The sequence below is a fragment of the Salinimicrobium soli genome (assembly GCF_048323655.1).
GTDB classification, from domain to species: domain Bacteria; phylum Bacteroidota; class Bacteroidia; order Flavobacteriales; family Flavobacteriaceae; genus Salinimicrobium; species Salinimicrobium soli.
The window spans coordinates 476,595-491,670 of sequence record NZ_JBLUWW010000002.1; the positions used below are offsets into that span (position 1 = coordinate 476,595).

General features: G+C 44.4%; 15 protein-coding genes. 4 read left to right on the forward strand and 11 right to left on the reverse strand.

Annotated features, from left to right (window positions below):
• Positions 1–4 precede the first annotated feature (4 nt).
• The 11 genes from nuoL to ACNORC_RS07655 form a co-directional block, all read right to left on the reverse strand.
• Entirely contained in the window at positions 5–1,924 is a 1,920-nt protein-coding gene (nuoL, locus tag ACNORC_RS07605) for an NADH-quinone oxidoreductase subunit L (protein ID WP_418335023.1), read from the reverse strand.
• A gap of 11 nt (positions 1,925–1,935) precedes the next feature.
• Positions 1,936–2,253, reverse strand: coding sequence for an NADH-quinone oxidoreductase subunit NuoK (gene nuoK / locus ACNORC_RS07610; protein WP_418335024.1), 318 nt, complete (start codon positions 2,251–2,253; stop codon positions 1,936–1,938).
• Positions 2,254–2,274: 21 nt separating this feature from the next.
• The gene (locus ACNORC_RS07615) at positions 2,275–2,901 is read right to left on the reverse strand and encodes an NADH-quinone oxidoreductase subunit J family protein (protein ID WP_418335025.1); all 627 of its coding nucleotides are present in this window, start codon (positions 2,899–2,901) and stop codon (positions 2,275–2,277) included.
• A 3-nt stretch (positions 2,902–2,904) separates the two neighbouring features.
• Positions 2,905–3,381 (reverse strand): 4Fe-4S dicluster domain-containing protein, encoded by a 477-nt coding sequence (locus tag ACNORC_RS07620; protein WP_418335026.1) that lies wholly within the window; start codon positions 3,379–3,381, stop codon positions 2,905–2,907.
• Between the two features lie 4 nt (positions 3,382–3,385).
• On the reverse strand, positions 3,386–4,438 hold the full coding sequence (gene nuoH / locus ACNORC_RS07625) for an NADH-quinone oxidoreductase subunit NuoH (protein ID WP_418335027.1): 1,053 nt from the start codon (positions 4,436–4,438) through the stop codon (positions 3,386–3,388).
• Between the two features lies 1 nt (position 4,439).
• A complete protein-coding gene (locus ACNORC_RS07630) occupies positions 4,440–5,576 on the reverse strand; it encodes an NADH-quinone oxidoreductase subunit D (RefSeq protein ID WP_418335028.1) in 1,137 nt (378 codons plus the stop codon).
• Positions 5,577–5,582: 6 nt separating this feature from the next.
• Complete coding sequence (locus ACNORC_RS07635) at positions 5,583–6,053, reverse strand: NADH-quinone oxidoreductase subunit C (RefSeq protein WP_418335029.1); 471 nt, start codon at positions 6,051–6,053, stop codon at positions 5,583–5,585.
• Positions 6,054–6,064: 11 nt separating this feature from the next.
• Positions 6,065–6,643, reverse strand: a complete 579-nt coding sequence (locus ACNORC_RS07640) for an NADH-quinone oxidoreductase subunit B (protein ID WP_418335030.1) — start codon at positions 6,641–6,643, stop codon at positions 6,065–6,067.
• Complete coding sequence (locus tag ACNORC_RS07645) at positions 6,634–6,984, reverse strand: NADH-quinone oxidoreductase subunit A (RefSeq protein ID WP_418335031.1); 351 nt, start codon at positions 6,982–6,984, stop codon at positions 6,634–6,636. Before ACNORC_RS07645 ends, ACNORC_RS07640 begins: the two co-directional genes overlap by 10 nt.
• A gap of 75 nt (positions 6,985–7,059) precedes the next feature.
• Positions 7,060–8,073, reverse strand: a complete 1,014-nt coding sequence (locus tag ACNORC_RS07650; protein WP_418335032.1) for a 2-oxoacid:ferredoxin oxidoreductase subunit beta — start codon at positions 8,071–8,073, stop codon at positions 7,060–7,062.
• A gap of 2 nt (positions 8,074–8,075) precedes the next feature.
• Positions 8,076–9,926 (reverse strand): 2-oxoacid:acceptor oxidoreductase subunit alpha, encoded by a 1,851-nt coding sequence (locus ACNORC_RS07655; RefSeq protein WP_418335033.1) that lies wholly within the window; start codon positions 9,924–9,926, stop codon positions 8,076–8,078.
• A gap of 227 nt (positions 9,927–10,153) precedes the next feature.
• Between ACNORC_RS07655 and ACNORC_RS07660 the strand changes: the two genes are divergently transcribed.
• The 4 genes from ACNORC_RS07660 (at position 10,154) to ACNORC_RS07675 (ending at position 15,076) form a co-directional block, all read left to right on the forward strand.
• Positions 10,154–10,504: a 4Fe-4S binding protein gene (locus tag ACNORC_RS07660; RefSeq protein ID WP_418335034.1), complete on the forward strand. Its 351-nt coding sequence runs from the start codon at positions 10,154–10,156 to the stop codon at positions 10,502–10,504.
• 22 nt (positions 10,505–10,526) lie between these two features.
• Positions 10,527–14,057 (forward strand): pyruvate:ferredoxin (flavodoxin) oxidoreductase, encoded by a 3,531-nt coding sequence (gene nifJ, locus ACNORC_RS07665; RefSeq protein WP_418335035.1) that lies wholly within the window; start codon positions 10,527–10,529, stop codon positions 14,055–14,057.
• A gap of 66 nt (positions 14,058–14,123) precedes the next feature.
• Positions 14,124–14,498: a HEPN domain-containing protein gene (locus ACNORC_RS07670; RefSeq protein WP_418335036.1), complete on the forward strand. Its 375-nt coding sequence runs from the start codon at positions 14,124–14,126 to the stop codon at positions 14,496–14,498.
• A 224-nt stretch (positions 14,499–14,722) separates the two neighbouring features.
• Positions 14,723–15,076, forward strand: coding sequence for a DNA-binding transcriptional response regulator (locus tag ACNORC_RS07675; RefSeq protein WP_418335037.1), 354 nt, complete (start codon positions 14,723–14,725; stop codon positions 15,074–15,076).

Genomic DNA, 15,076 nt, shown 5'->3' on the forward strand with positions numbered 1-15,076 from the left:
TCAATTAATTATTCCATATATAAATAAATACCAGTGCCAGTATAACAACTCCTCCGAGGAAGCCAAAGGCGTAGTCCTGGATCTTTCCTGACTGCATTCCTTTGATCTTTCCTGAAAGCACTACTGTTTTGTTTCCTATGCCTTCCATTGTGCCATCCACTATCTTTTTGTCAAACCTGGCGATAGGGGAGGCTACATTTTTGAAGAAAATATTCCGTGCTACGAAAAGGTAGATCTCGTCGAAATAGAACTTATGGCTTGTCCAGGTATAGAATCTTCCAAAGGCATTTGCAAATCTGAAGGCCAGATCGTTCTCTTTTTTGTAGAAAACCCATGCAAGTAGGATCCCGATAGTTCCTGCACCAATGGCAACTGCAGCCAGAGGAAGATTTAGGTGTGTTTCAAATCCTAATTTATCTGCCGAAACAAATTCGCTGAAAGGGATAAAACCTACTCCCACACTTAACAATGCGAGTACCATCAGCGGAATTGTCATGGATTTTGGAGATTCATGCGGAGCATGTTTGTAAACAGTTTCTTTTCCCCAGAAAATTCCGAAGTAGATCCTGAACATATAGAAAGCGGTCAATCCGGCAACAAATACTCCTATGAAATAGAGGAATTGGCTGTTCTCAAAAGCAGCGACCAGGATCTCATCCTTACTCCAGAAGCCCGCGAGAGGTGGAACCCCCGCAATTGCAAGAGCAGCGATAAGGAAGGTAATATTGGTAACCGGCATGTATTTTCTAAGACCACCCATATCTTTCAGATAATTGCTGTGAACGGCATGAATGACCGAACCGGCGCCGAGGAACAGTAAAGCTTTGAACATGGCATGAGTGAACAGGTGGAACATGGAGGCCATGTATCCAACTCCTTCGTGCCCATCAAAACCTGATACTCCCAGGGCCATCATCATGTATCCGAGTTGAGACATGGTAGAGAAAGCCAGTACGCGTTTAATATCGGTTTGTGTGATGGCAATGATAGCGGCAAAGAGAGAGGAGAAGGCACCCACATAGGCGACTATGTGGAGGGCAAATCCGTCTTCAACCATGTAGAACATCGGGAACAGTCGCGCCACGAGGTACACCCCCGCAACCACCATGGTAGCAGCGTGAATAAGTGCGGAAACAGGGGTGGGACCTTCCATGGCATCCGGTAGCCAGATGTGTAGGGGGAACATGGCCGATTTTCCGGCGCCTCCCATAAAAATGAGTATCAAAGCCCACGTAATAACTGAAAGCCCCATAAAGGAAGAAGAAGCCCAGGTTAGTATGGCTGGCCCTTCGGGGTTGTTCAGTGTTTCAAAGTCAAAAGTATTGGTGTAAAATCCTATTATAAAGATCCCGATAAGGAAACCGAAGTCTGCAAAACGGGTCACAATAAATGCTTTTTTGGCTGCTGCGATCGCAGAAGATTTGGTGTAATAATAACCAATCAGTAAGAAAGAAGAGACTCCCACCAATTCCCAGAAAATGTAGATCTGGAAGAGGTTTGTGGCCAGTACCAGTCCGAACATTGAGAAGGTGAACAAAGAGAGGTATGCAAAGAAGCGGGTGTATCCCGGGTCACCTTTCATATAGCCCCGGCTGTAGATGTGCACCATCAGGGATACAGTAGAAACCACCACCAGCATCATTACCGAGATAGGATCGATTAAAACTCCCATGTCAATATGAAGTGTCTCGGTGAACTTCATCCAGGTGATCTTTTCAACAAAGGTTTGGAAGGCACCGTCTACCTTGCCTGCCACAAAGAAGTATTGAAAAGCAGTATAGTATGAGAGAGCCGCAGATATGGTTAATCCGGCAACGCCCACCAGTCCTGATACTGCAGGTTTTATTTTTTTACTGAAGATCCCCAGCACCAGGAAGACGGCCAGTGGAATAGAAGGGATCAATACAATGTTGAGTAGATTCATGTCTTTCAGGATTAATACTTCATGGTTTCAGTTTCCTTGACCTCTACAGAGCTAAGCCTTCTGTAGATATTTATGATGATCGCGACCGCCAGTGCAGTTTCCGCAGCGGCTACTGCGATAATGAAGATCGAGTAGACGGCGCCTTGCAGCAGGTCGGGATATAGATATTTGTTGATGGCTACGAAATTCACCACAGTGGAGTTCAGGATAAGTTCTACAGAGATAAGGATGGAGACCAGGTTCTTTCGGGTCATGAATCCATAGATCCCAATAAAGAACAGGATCGAACTAAGGGTTAGAATTTCGTGTATGCTTACTCCGGGTATCATAATCAGAGATTTATGTGAGCATTAATTAGTTACTTCAGATGGAGTTTCAGCCAAAGCTTCACTTTCCACTTTTTTTTCTTCGGAAGCTTTTATTTCAGCTTCTTCCACGATCTTTTCAATTTCGGAGTCTTCAGGAGTTTCCTCTTTGATCTCCACTCCGCCGCGTGCTATCACGATCGCTCCTATCATGGCAGCCAATAAGAGTACAGAGATCACTTCGAACGGAAGTATAAAACCCTCTTTTTCAATACTCAGAAGGGCAGTACCTATTTGAGCTGTAGTAGTGGTAATTGATTTCCCGGCCACTTCGAAAGGATGGGAATAAATGGTGGCAAGAAATACACTCAACCCAAGCAAACAGGCAAAGGCCGTAAAGATCTTGCGCTTCGGTTTGGCGTCTTCCAGCTGCATTTCAATGTGGTGAATAAGCAGGACCGAAAAGATGATCAACACCACGATCCCGCCGGCGTAGACCGTAAGCTGGATCGCTGCCAGGAAGTTATAGTCTATGAGGAAGTAGAACCCGGCGATTCCCACCAGGGTAAACAACAGGTATATAACAGATCGCAGCATTTTACGACTGCTTACCGAGGCGATCGCTGAAGCGACCATGATCACTGCTAAGATGTAAAAAATGACTTTTTCCATGGCTTATTCTTCTACTCCGGCTCTAACTTTTGAGCCCGGTTTGTTCAATACTCTGGTGAGTTTAGTCCTGTCATATACAGAATTTTCATAATTCTGTGCCCATTTTATGGCGTCTGAAGGGCAGGCGTCAATACACAACCCACACTGGGTACACATTCCAAAATGGTAAATATGTTTGTCAATTATTTTCTTCTTTTTGCCGGTCTCCTCGTCCACTACGCGGTCCCAGATGATCTCTATACTTCCATTAGGGCAGGCGATTTCACATTTTTGACAACCTGTACAGCTGTGTTCGTTGTTCTCATCGTGCGGCATCACTACTTCCCCTCTAAAGCGCTCGAACATCTGCAGGGTATCGCGATTATCGGGATACTGCTGTGTAATGGCACCTTTTGGAGACTTGAGGAAGTATTTCCCTGTAACTCCCATTCCTGTGAGCAGGGTCTTTATTCCATGATATATTTCTGAAAAGTAACTCATGATCTTAAAATTGTATTGTCAGATTCAGCCAGACAACAATTGCCATTATTACAATATTTACCAGGTTAATAGGTAACAGATATTTCCATTCCAGCGTAAGCAACTGGTCTACGCGAAGCCTTGGGAAGGTCCACCTGAACCACATCATCAAAAAGACAATGACGAGGGTCTTGGCGAGGAACCAGAAAAGTCCGAGGAAGGGGATAGATTCAGTTATACCGAAAGGTGAAAGCCAGCCGCCAAAGAATACCGTGGTAGCAATGGCTGCAATGATGAACATGTTGATGAATTCTGCCAGGAAGAAATAGGCGAACTTCATTCCTGAGTATTCGGTATGGAACCCGGCGCCCAGTTCAGATTCAGCTTCTACCATATCGAATGGAGCACGGTTAGTTTCCGCAGTACCGGCTATCATGTAGATCATAAAAGCGATCACTGCAGGAATATGCCCCTGCACAATTAACCAACCGTCTTTCTGTACTTCTATAATTTCTGAAAGCTGGAGGCTTCCGGTTAGCAGCACCATGGTCAAAAGTGACAAACCAACAGAGAGTTCATAACTGATGGTCTGCACCCCGCTTCGCATGGCGCCGATAAGTGAATACTTATTGTTACTACTCCAACCACCCAGCAGGATCCCTATGACCCCTATGGAAGAGATGGCGATGAGAAAGAATATCCCGATGTTGATGTCAAACGCCTGCAGGTTCTTTGTGAAAGGAAATACTCCTAACGCCATCAGCGAGGTGATGATCACAAAGTAAGGCGCCAGGTTATACAGGAACTTATCGGCTTTTACAGTACCGGTAAGTTCTTTGGAAACCAGTTTAAGTGCATCTGCCAAAGTCTGGAACATTCCTTTATATCCAACGCGGTTTGGGCCCAGCCTCAACTGGAACCATGCGGCTACCTTTCTTTCAAGAAGGACCAGGTACAAGCCCAGCACCGCAAAGACAGTGAGGTAGATAAGGGCGATCATTACCATTTTTGTGATATCAACCGCACCCGCAGGCATGAAGGTGAGTAACCAGTCATTGATGCTTAAGGTCGTATTCATTTTATCTGTCTATTTCAGGTACAACAATATCTATAGTCGCCATGGTAGCAACGAGGTCACCTATCTTGCCGCCCACTGTGATGTGGTTAAGCAGGGAAAGGTTAGAAAGCCCAGGGGAGCGGAATTTCACCCGGTAAGGGTTTTTGGTTCCGGTGCTAATAATGTACACTCCCAGTTCCCCACGTGCGGTTTCAACCTTCTGATAGTAATCTCCCTTCGGAAGTTTGATCACCGCATCTGTCGCCACTTTGGTAGGGCCTTCAGGAATTGAGTCTATCAACTGTTCGATGATAGAAATCGATTCCCACATTTCTTTGATCCTTACCGTATACCTTGCAAAGGAATCTCCGGCAGTATCCAGTGCCTCTTCAAAATTCACTGTATCAAGAGCGCTGTAAGGATGATATTTTCGAACGTCACAGGAATAACCTGAAGCTCTTGCCACAGGTCCTGAAGCACCATAATTAATAGCGTCTTCTCTGGTCAAAACCCCGACTCCTTTTGTCCTTTTTTGGAAGATTACGTTGCCGGTTAGCAGGCGATCGTATTCCGGAAGTTTAGTTTTGAAATGGGCGATGAATTCTTTTACCCTTTTCACAAAGTTGGGGTGAATGTCATGCATCAAACCACCGGGAACGTTATAGTTCATGGTTAAACGTGCACCGCAGGTCTCTTCAAAAATGTCATTGATCATCTCCCGGTCGCGGAAACCATAGAAGTAGGAGGTAAGAGCTCCCACATCCATTCCCATCACACCCCACCAAAGGGTATGGGATGAAATTCTGGTGAGTTCTCCTAGGAGGGTCCTTATCACTTTAACCCGGTCTGGGATCTCCAGCTCCAGGGCGTTTTCTACCGCAAGGCAAACTGCTTCATTATTGATGTGTGAAGAAAGATAATCCATCCTGTCTGTAAGGTGGACGATCTGCTGATAGCTGTCTTTTTCGCACATCTTTTCAATGGAGCGGTGGATATAACCCAGGTCCGGTTCTACTTTTTTAATGATCTCGCCATCAATGGTGAGCAGCAGCCGCAATACTCCGTGAGTTGCAGGGTGCTGAGGCCCCATGTTGATGAAATATTCTTCAGATTTGAAGTTATTCTGTTTTTTGGCTGTATCTATTGATGCTGTTTCCATTTCCTTCTATTTTACAACCATATTGATGTCATCTACATAATCCTTCCGCAGTGGATATCCTTCCCATTCTTCAGGTAAGAATAGGGTTTTGAGGTTGGGATGTCCTTTGAATTTTATTCCGAAGAAATCATGTACCTCCCGCTCATGGAAATTGGCGGTGGCCCAGATATCCTGTACGGTGTCAAAAATGGGATTTTCGCGATCTGTTGTCTGCACCTTCACCACGATAATGTGGCGGTGTTTAGTAGATTCCAGATGGTAAACCACACCCAGTTCTTTTCCGTAGTCAACCCCGCTAAGGCAGAAGAGGTAATCAAACCAGGTTTGTTCGTCCTTCTTAAGGCGAAGCATGAGCTCGTGCAAAAGATTGGGAGCTACAGAAATATTGAGGAACTGGGATTCTTCTTCCGAAAACTGCAGGTCTTCAGATTCCGGAAACCAGTCAGAAATTACCTTTTTTAAAGCTTCATTGTCCATTTTCTTCAGGATTAAAGTCCTTCATCAAACCCTTCAATAGGATTCTTTTTAGTGCTACTTTTCTCGTTCATGATCTTCTTCTGCAGCATGAGCATTCCTTCCAGTAAGGCTTCGGGCCGTGGAGGACATCCCGGAACATAGACATCTACTGGAATGACATGGTCAGCTCCTTTGACCACAGAATAAGAGTTGTAAAAGAATGGTCCGCCGGAAATGGCGCAGGCACCCATGGCGATCACGTATTTTGGTTCGGCCATCTGGTCGTAAAGCCTTCTTAAAACCGGGGCCATTTTATTAGTAATGGTACCGGCTATGATAATGAGGTCTGCCTGCCTGGGGGAAGGCCGCGCGACCTCAAAACCAAAGCGCGAATAATCGTGACGGGCCGCGCCTGTCTGCATCATCTCAATAGCACAGCAACTGGTGCCAAAATAGAGTGACCACAGTGAATTGGCTCGTCCCCAGTTAATGATCTTATCCAGAGAAGTAATGACGATATTGGCGCCGTTCTCTGCCGGAATTACTTTTCCGGGAAAATCTTCGGGTATCCGTCCTGCTTTTGCAGGCTCATTTGATCTTGTTATTCCCATTTTAAAGCTCCTTTTTTCCATGCATATGCCAGTCCTAATCCAAGGATCACCAGGAAGATGATGATCTCAATAAAGGCGATCGATCCCATGTCTCCGAAAACAACAGCCCAGGGCACTAAAAATGCCACCTCCACATCAAAGATCAGAAAGAGAATGGCGAAGAGGTAATAGCCCACTTTGAATTGCACCCAGGTAGGACCAACGGTTTTCATCCCGCTTTCGTAAGGTTCCCGCTTGTCTGTATTATCAGATTTTGGCGAGATAAGATTCGAGAGAAAGTTGGCGCCGGCCACCAGTACGATCCCGGCGATTAGAAAGACAATGATTGCTTCTGAACCCATTTTTAGAATGTCTTAATTTGTTAATAAAATTAACAGTTAGCTACCAGCTAAACACTGATGAAGATCAGGTATCGCCTACTTTACTTCGTATGTTTCTCCTGAGAAGAAAAGGTCATTTGTCTTTTTGAATTTCGATTTCGCTTTGATCTGTTCAGTGAGGGCATTTTCACGTTCCTCAAGGGTTGCATCGCCAAAACTTCTGATGATTCCGGTAACTAAAGGATACTCCAGTCGAACAAGCATCTGGTGAAGGGTTGGATCCTTTTCTTTGGCATCATGTACAAGAAGATCCTCTTCAGAAATGCCATTTTCACCAATGGTCACCACTTCAAGTTTCAGCCCGTTCAGCACCAGTCCTTTATTTCTTTCTTTTCCGAAGATCATGGGCTTACCATGTTCCACGAAAAGCTGCTGGTCTTCCCGAACGTTCTTGTCAGTATATTTTACATAGCAACCGTCATTGAAGATCACACAGTTCTGCAGTACTTCTACCAAAGAAGTTCCTTTGAACTTTTCTGCTTCAATGAAAATATCGGTCATTTCTTTTGGAGAGTTTCCGCCGATCCTTGCAAAGAAGCGGCCTTGAGCACCAATTGCCAGTTCTCCGGGAGAGAATGGAGGCTGGGTGTTTCCAAAAGGAGAGGACTTGGTTTTCTGGCCTACCAAAGAAGTAGGGGAGAATTGCCCTTTTGTAAGACCGTAAATCTCGTTGTTGAAAAGGATGATGTTGAGGTCGATATTTCTTCTTAGTACGTGAATGAAGTGGTTACCACCAATAGCCATACTGTCCCCGTCACCGGTGATCACCCAAACGCTGAGGTTTGGGTTGGCCAGTTTCACTCCCGATGCTATGGCAGGAGCCCGTCCATGGATCCCATGCATTCCGTAGGTGCCCATGTAGTAAGGGAAACGGGAGGAACATCCAATTCCTGAGATAAATACCACATCTTCCTTTTTAACTCCCATTTCGGGAAGCGCTTTTTGAACAGACCGTAAAATAACATAGTCATCACACCCGGGACACCATCTTACTTCCTGATCATTCCCAAAATCTTTGTAGGTATACTTTTGTTGAACTGTTGTTTCCATAGTTATTTTACTAGTTGTTTGAATTTTTCAAGAAGTTCGGTGTTTGCAAATGGCAAGCCCTGTATCTTGTTATACTGAAGGAATTCCATAGGGAAGTTCATTCGTAGCACCTGTACGAACTGTCCGTTGTTCAATTCACACACGACTATCTTTTTGAACTTTTTCAACATCTCTCCGGTATTCTTTGGAAGCGGATTGATGTAATTAAAATGTGCATGTCCTATATTCTTATATCCCTGGTCGTGCAGTTGTTTTACTGCGGAATGTAGCGAGCCGTAAGTTCCACCCCAGCCAACCACCAGCAGATCGCCTTCGTCAGTAAAATCAGGAACGATATCCGGAATATAATTCTGAACTCGTTTAACTTTTTCGGCTCTTGTGTGGGTCATGATCTCGTGGTTTTCAGGAACATGGGAAACGTCACCTGTTACACGGTCTTTTTCAAGTCCGCCCACGCGGTGTTCCAGTCCCGGTGTTCCCGGAACAGCCCAGTTTCTTGCAAGCGTTTCTTCGTCTCGGTCGTAAGGATGCCAGTTCTCTTTAGCTTCCTTCACCAGGTGGTTTTTGATCTCTGGTAATTCGTCTATTGATTTGATTTTCCAGGGAGCAGAACCGTTGGCTATGTATCCGTCGGTAAGAAGCACCACCGGAGTCATATGTTCAAGTGCGAGCTTGGAAGCCTGATAAGCGTAATTAAAACAGTTGGCCGGAGTACTTGCAGCGATTACGATCACCGGACTCTCCCCATTCCTGCCGTACATGGCCTGTAAAAGGTCAGATTGTTCAGTCTTTGTAGGTAAACCGGTTGAAGGACCACCGCGTTGTACGTTGACCACAACTAGAGGTAGTTCGATCATCATCGCCAGACCCAGGGCTTCTCCTTTTAAAGCGAGTCCGGGACCTGAAGTAGTGGTAATGGCAAGATCCCCGGCAAAAGAAGCTCCGATCGCAGAACTAATTCCGGCGATCTCATCTTCAGCCTGGAAGGCCTTTACTCCAAAATGTTTGTGTTTTACCAGTTCGTGAAGAATATCGGTGGCAGGAGTAATTGGATAAGATCCCAGGAACAACTCAAGCCCCGATTTTTCAGCAGCAGCCAAAAAGCCCCACGCAGTAGCGGTATTACCCATTATAATACGGTATTTTCCGCCGGGCATTTTTGCAGGTAAAACGTTATAGCTATTAGGTATAAGTTCAATGGTTTCGGCATAGAAGAATCCGGCGTTGAGCACTTTAGTGTTGGATTCTATCAGTTCCGGTTTGTTTTTGAACTTCTTATTGAAGAATTCAATGGTGTGTTCTGTAGAGCGGCTGTACAACCAGTACACCATTCCCAGGGCGAACATGTTCTTGCTGCGGGTAATGGCTTTATTATCCAATCCCTGTACATCTTTTAAAGCCTCTTTGGTAAGAGAGGTCATAGGCACCTCAATAACTCTATAGTTAGCAAGGCTGCCGTCAGTCAAAGGATTGGTATTATACTGCGCCTTTTCCAGGTTCTTTTTAGTGAACGAGTCTGTGTCCACTATAATAGTATGTCCCGGTTTGACAGAGTAAAGGTTGGTCTTTAGACCGGCAGGGTTCATGGCCACCAAAAGATCTACAGTATCTCCCGGAGTGCTTATTTCAACGCTACCAATATGTACCTGGAAACCTGAAACTCCGTAAAGACTTCCTTGAGGAGCCCTTATCTCGGAAGGGTAATTAGGAAAAGTAGCAACATCATTTCCAAACATCGCAGAAGTGTCTGAGAACTGTGTTCCCGTTAACTGCATCCCATCACCGGAATCACCCACAAAGCGTATTACAACTGCATCCAGGGCTTCAGCTTGATTCATTTTTTCTGTGATCATATAATTAGCTTTTTTGAACCATCAGTAGTTAGCTGACAGATGAATAGATCTTGCTTCAAATGTAAAAGGATTGTTAAGCGTGTAATATGATATGGGTCATATTATCAGCTTCCGAAAACGTTTGAAAATTTTAGGAGAGGCACAGAAAACTGATGGACATCATATTAAAGCAGGAGAAGCCTCTATACTTTTATAAGAAATTTTTATAGTAATCAAAAAATAAAATTATGGCTCTATTAATAACAGATGAGTGTATCAATTGTGATGCGTGTATTTCAGAATGTCCTAACAATGCGATCTACGAACCAGATCAGGAATGGTCATATTCTGATGAAACCGTATTAAGCGGAACCGTCACCACCCCAAGCGGGAACGAAGTGGATGCAGATGCTGAAAATGAACCACTTTCTGACGAGTTCTATTTTATAGTTGCAGATAAATGTACCGAATGTAAAGGCTTCCACGATAAGCCTCAGTGTGCATCTGTTTGCCCTGTTGACTGCTGCGTACCTGATGAAGACCACGAAGAGACTGAAGAACAACTTCTTGAGAAGAAAGTATGGCTTCACGGTGAATAATTAATCCTAAAAAATGACCATTATGGCTCAAAAATTTCCAAAACTCATTTGTGATGCAAACGAGGCTGTGGCTAGAGTTGCGCATAAAACAAATGAAGTTTGTGCCATTTATCCTATCACACCTGCTTCTCCCATGGGAGAACATGTAGATGTCTATAGTTCAAAAGGCAAGAAGAATATCTGGAACAACGTACCGCGTATCGTTGAGATGCAGAGCGAAGGTGGAGCTGCCGGTGCTGTGCACGGTTCGTTGCAGGCAGGTGCTTTAACTACTACTTTTACGGCCTCTCAGGGATTGTTGCTTATGATCCCTAACATGTATAAGATCGCAGGGGAATTACTTCCTAATGTGATCCATGTTGCAGCTCGTACTATCGCTACTCACGCACTTTCCATTTTTGGAGATCACTCTGATGTGATGGCAGCCCGGCAAACGGGTTACTCCATGTTATTCGGAGGTTCTGTGCAGGAAGCTATGGATTTCGCTTTGATCTCGCAGGTCGCCACTTTGCGTTCAAGAGTGCCGTTCCTGAACATTTTTGACGGCTTCAGGACTTCTCATGAGATCTCTAAAGTAGATGCCATTCCTGATGATATCATCAAGGCAATGATGCCCGAAGAGAAGATCATGGAGCACAAAAAACGCTCTTTGGATCCTGACAGTCCTGTGATCAGAGGAACTTCCCAAAACCCCGATGTATTCTTCCAGGCCCGGGAAGCTGCCAATACCTATTATGATAATGTTCCGGCGATCGTGCAGGAAGTGATGGATGAATTCTATCATCACACCGGCCGCAGGTATAACCTCTTCGACTATGAAGGACATCCTGAAGCCGAAAAGGTCATAGTTATTATGGGTTCCGGAGAAGGAGCCGTAAGAGAGACCGTAGATACGCTGCTGAATTCCGATGAAAAAGTAGGAGTTCTTATCGTACGTCTTTACCGTCCGTTCTCAATGAAAGACTTCATTGAAAGGATGCCAAAAACAGTAAAAAAAGTAGCTGTTCTTGATCGTACCAAAGAGCCGGGAAGTACAGGAGAGCCCCTGTATCTCGACGTGGTTACTGCATATGCTGAAAGCGGACAACAAATTCCGCAGATCGTTGGCGGTCGCTACGGATTGTCTTCAAAAGAATTTAATCCTGCGATGGTAAAAGGTATTTTGGATGAGCTGGATAAAGAGCAGCCAAAAAATCATTTTACAATAGGTATCAACGACGACGTTACTTTCAGAAGTCTGTTGTATAACCCTGTTTTCAAGACCAAAAAGAAAACCTTCAACTGTCTGTTCTATGGATTAGGTTCTGACGGAACAGTTGGAGCTAACAAGAACTCTATTAAGATCATTGGGGAGACCACAGACAATTACGTACAGGGATACTTTGTTTATGACTCCAAAAAAGCGGGTTCACAAACAGTTTCCCACCTGCGTTTTGGTCCAGATCCAATCTATTCCAACTATCTGATCAATACTGCTGATTTTATCGCCTGTCATCAATTCAACTTTGTTGAGAAATATGACATCCTGCAAAAGATCAAAAAAGGCGGTACTTTCCTTCTGAACTCTCCTTATTCTAATGAAGAGATCTGGGATAACCTTCCGCAGAAGATGCAGGAAGAGATCGTAGAGAACGAACTGCAGTTCTATGTGGTGGATGCAACAAGAGTGGCTCATGAAGCCAAGCTTGGAAAACGCACCAACACTGTGCTGCAAACCTGTTTCTTTGCCATTTCAGGGGTGCTTCCAAAAGATGAAGCCATTCAGAAGATCAAAGATGCTATCGTGAAATCTTACTCTCACAAAGGAGAGAAGGTAGTTCAAATGAACTTTAACGCGGTAGACAAATCTTTGGAGAACCTCCAAAAAGTGGATTATCCGAAGAAAATTACCAGCAATAAAGGTCTGAAACCTATGATGACCGGAGAAGCCGATCCTTTTGTGAAAGAGGTATTAGGTAAGATCCTTGCGGGACACGGCGATGAACTTCCTGTAAGTGCCTTCCCGGTTGATGGAACATTCCCTACCGGTACCACTCAGTACGAAAAACGCGGAATTGCAGATTTTGTTCCGGTTTGGGAAGGAGAAGACCTTTGTACCCAGTGTAACAAGTGTGTGGCAATTTGTCCGCATGCTGCTATCAGGGCGAAGGTTGTTCCGAACGAAGATTTGGCCGATAAGCCTGATTCTTTAAAAGCGGTTCCTGCTAAAGGCCGTCCATTCACCACTTCATCAGATTCTTATATCCTGCAGGTTTCTCCGGAAGACTGTACCGGATGTGATCTTTGTGTGGCTGTTTGTCCTGCCGAAAGCAAAGAGGTTGAGAACTTCAAGGCTATCAACATGCGTCCAAAACTGGATGTTGCCGAAAAAGAAGATAAGAACTGGGATTACTTTACCAGTCTTCCATACTATGACCGTACAGAACTTCAGATCACCAACGTGAAGGGATCTCAGTTCCTTGAACCATTGTTTGAGTTCTCCGGAGCCTGTTCAGGATGTGGGGAAACTCCTTACATCAAGATGCTTACTCAGCTTTACGGTGATTCCATGATGATCGCCAATGCTACCGGTTGTTCTTCCATTTATGGAGGTAACCTGCCCACCACTCCTTATAAGACCAACGAATTTGGCCGTGGTCCGGCATGGGCGAACTCCCTGTTTGAAGACAACGCCGAATTTGGTTTGGGTATGAGACTGGCATTGACCAAAAAACAGGAGATCGCTGTTGATCTGCTGAAGGAACTGGAACCTGTTGTAGGATCTGAATTAGTGAATGCTATTCTGGATAATCCTGAAGCAGATGAGGTTCAGAAAAAGCAAAAACATGCGGACATTTCTGAACTCAAGACCATCCTTTCTACCCTGGGCTCCCCCGAAGCTAAAAAGCTCAACCAAATGACCGAATACCTTCGTAAAAAGGCAGTTTGGATCGTTGGTGGAGACGGCTGGGCCTATGATATAGGTTACGGTGGAGTAGATCACGTGCTGGCTTCAGGAGAAGACATCAATATTCTGGTTATGGATACTGAAGTGTATTCGAACACCGGTGGACAGATGTCTAAAGCAACTCCGCTGGGTGCGAGTGCCAAATTCGCGGTTTCCGGTAAGAGAACTTCTAAAAAGAGCCTTGCATTACAGGCGGTTTCTTACCAGAACGTGTACGTTGCACAGGTAGCCATTGGAGCCAAGGACCTGCAAACGCTGAAAGCCTTTGAAGAGGCGGTAGCTTATCCTGGACCATCTATCATCATCGCTTACTCACACTGTGGAGAACACGGGTATGATCTTAAGCATGGTGCAAAACAGCAGGAAAAAGCTGTAGAGACCGGTTACTGGCCACTGTTCAGGTTTGATCCTTCTAAAGAAAAAGGAAAACGTTTTAAACTGGATTCTAAAAAACCACAGGGTGATCTTAAGGACTTCATGTACAATGAGACCAGGTTCACCAGAGTGGTGAAAGAGAATGCCGAAGTGGGCGCAGCCCTGTTAAAACAGGCACAGGAAGAGGTCGAATCCAAATGGGAGCGACTGGAACTGTACCGTGATATGTAAATAACCAAAAGCCTTTTCAGCTATTTCAGCTGAAAAGGCTTCTTTTTTAATTAAAAATAACTGAACATGGAAAACAAAGCACTGGAACTGTTTGATGAAGCTGTAAAAAAGCTACATGAAGCAAATGAAGAACTGTGCCGCCCAGAGGAGGATGTAGTAGCACACCTGGTTTGTCGGCATTCACAAGTTGCCATCGAAAATTTCCTGAAAGCTTACCTTTTGAAAAAAGGTATTGACCTCGATGAGTACGAGACCATTAACAGCTTGTATTATAAGTGCATTGCTGTAAATCCAAAATTTGTAAATGTAGACCTGGAAGATTTTACCTGTAGAGGTCATAAATTTCAAACCCAATCCTGCAGTGATTCTAACAAAGTAAACAGATGTTTTGAGATCGCAGGACAGATGGATGAATTCTTTAGACAGGAAAATATTCTTTAACCTTTTTATCTAAGCGTTTGAGAATATCCTGTGCCTTTGTAGCATGTATTTCAGTAAATAATTTAAAGCCCTGCACTTCTGCGGGGTTTCTTCTTTTTAGTACTCAGCAATAGTTAATTAACATTTAAAATCTTCGTGTTAACATAATTTTAATAGATTTGTAATGCCCTTGTTCTGAATCATTTCAGGACCAAATCATATGAACCCCTACAACCGCTGAGCTTATGGCATTGGCAAGAACTGTCCTGATCATACAGGAAGATCCCATCCTTCTCCGGATTCTCGAGCGATTGATGATGATCAACCATTTTGAATGCACTTCCATTCGAAATCTTGAGGAACTGGACATAGAATCCCAGAACAGTTTTGATGTGGTGATCACCGATCTTCTTTTTGAAGGTGTTGCCCCAAGGGATTTTGTTTTTCACATAGGTGAGGTGATCCTTCACTCTTCTCTAATCATTATTACCAGCATGGGGCAGGCTGAAGTAGAGCAGGAAATTTTTGAACAAAAAGAGGTTAGGGGCTTTTTTTCCGTTCCACTTGATTTTGCCCAAATAGAAAAACTCGTAGCCTGA